Source organism: Rhodococcus sp. NPDC047139, from assembly GCF_040643435.1.
GTDB lineage: Bacteria > Actinomycetota > Actinomycetes > Mycobacteriales > Mycobacteriaceae > Rhodococcus.
Genome location: NZ_JBEYUH010000044.1, coordinates 1 through 1,852 on the forward strand (window position 1 = coordinate 1; position 1,852 = coordinate 1,852).

At 54.8% G+C, this 1,852-nt stretch carries 1 protein-coding gene; it reads right to left on the reverse strand.

Annotated features, from left to right (window positions below):
- Positions 1 to 213: 213 nt before the first annotated feature.
- On the reverse strand, positions 214 to 846 hold the full coding sequence (locus ABZ789_RS22595) for a hypothetical protein (RefSeq protein ID WP_358428896.1): 633 nt from the start codon (positions 844 to 846) through the stop codon (positions 214 to 216).
- Positions 847 to 1,852: the final 1,006 nt, after the last annotated feature.

Sequence of the window (1,852 nt, forward strand, 5' to 3'; positions counted from 1 at the left end):
GAACACCCAGCTCACAAGGGCGCGGGCCCTTTTTCAATCACCGACACGGCAACGGGGTCGGTCGACACCTGCCCCTACCAACTGCGAAGAGCCAGATTAGGTTTCTCAGTCACCGCCTCGCCGCCGTGCTCCTCCTTGACGATGCGTCGGGAAGTGAGCAGAGAGTTGACGAGGTCGGTCAGTGCTGTCTGACGATACTGATCCGGATTCAAGTCACCTCGTTTCGGGATCGTCGTCGTGTACCAATACACCGATGGCATCTACATCGGGTGAGGTTACAGTCAGATTGATGGCGATTTCGAACGATTCGTCGTGTATGTCTATCTCGGGTCGAACCTTGAAGAGCAGGAAAGAAACAACTGCCTCCTTGGCGGAGGTAGCTCCGGTGTTTACCTCCAGCAAATCCGGCTCGGGCACGTGAAAGAATGCACAGAATTCATCCCCTCTGATGCTGCCGTTCGCCACCACGTGGGCATCACGGGGGGCAGAAGCTGAAGCATCCCATCTCACTACTAGTGAGTTTTCTCTATCGCTGAACTTCCACTCGCAACTCTCCCAGCCACCCGACGGAGCCGGGTACGTTCCGTTGTGCTCGAAGGCAAGTACATCCGCGTTCCTGAAAACGTCGGGACTCACCTTGTCGCCAGCAAATGCCGAGCCCAGTAGATCGACCAACCCCCTATAGCTGCGACCGAAGTCCTTCACCGTGATTGACGGAGTCTCGTCGTGGATCGCGTAGGTGTATGCGTTCGGTTCGCCTAGCACGTTAGTGGGAGGTGACCCATGGAGATCCTCTCCCGCAGGTGCAGCAAGGGTGCGAGCCCATCGGATTTCGGTACCAGTCATTGCGCCCCCTAATGTGTCACGATGGGAAGTCGAGGGTGCTCGTATTGGAGGTGAAGGAGAATACGTTTTATCCTCCACGTCTCGTGGGACAGCCGATAAGGGCCGAGCCCGTGATCCCCATGCTCCCCAAATAAGAGTTGCCCACTACTGTAGGGAAGTCAATAGCGGCCGCAGATCGATTGGGATTATCCGGGCGCATCAGTTGAGACGGCAACATCTTCTGTTCGCTGAACAATGGAGACGGGCAGTTCCGCTGAGGTCTGCCGTGAGTAATACAGTGGGAGAAATGATCTTGGCAGGACCTCGCGCCGAATCGTTTGTCCTGCCTCCTGGGCTGATTTTCTGTCGGAGGTGTTCTATGGTTGCCAGTCCGCAATGGTGGTCAAAACGGATATTCACCACTGCACGATTCCATTAGTGTCGTGCGAGCTTGAATACATTCTCGCAATTCGGCCTATTCTCATTTCCGATAATTTCGGTAAGGCCACCGTGCTGTGATATTGCCATCCGATTTGCCGCTTCTTTGATTGAACCGAATTCCGCCGATAGGTATACCAAAGGAGTGCTGCTCGGAGTCTTCGGAAGGTTAGGATTCGAACGCTGTTGTCCATCGTCTCCACAATGTGGTCCCGAAATATAGCGTTGATATCCGGAATGAAACCATTCTTTGGTAAGGATCCGTGAGAGTTCCTAGATTTGTTGGAGGCGGTTTTGCCTGTGCTATCGCAAAGTATCGGAAGAATTAAGAACAGCCGCCCTTGTGCACCTGTAATGTTCGCACTCCGCCCCCGCCCCGTATCTTGGTGAGTCGTGGATGTATGCGTCTGGCGACGTCACAGCTGATCGCTGCAGAATAATCCGCCGGAGGAGACCGCGTTCAAATTGCAGGCCGTGGTGTGGTGCTGGGCCCATGGCATGTCCCCTGTGAGTAGGTCCGGGTTGTTCTAGAGTCCTGATTGCCCTGGTGAGGGCGAAGAAGGGACGATAGAGATATGGCGGGACGCAA

Coding starts and splice junctions, on each gene's coding strand:
- ABZ789_RS22595 (WP_358428896.1), bottom strand. CDS start 846: ATGACTGGTACCGAAATCCGATGGGCTCGCACCCTTGCTGCACCTGCG.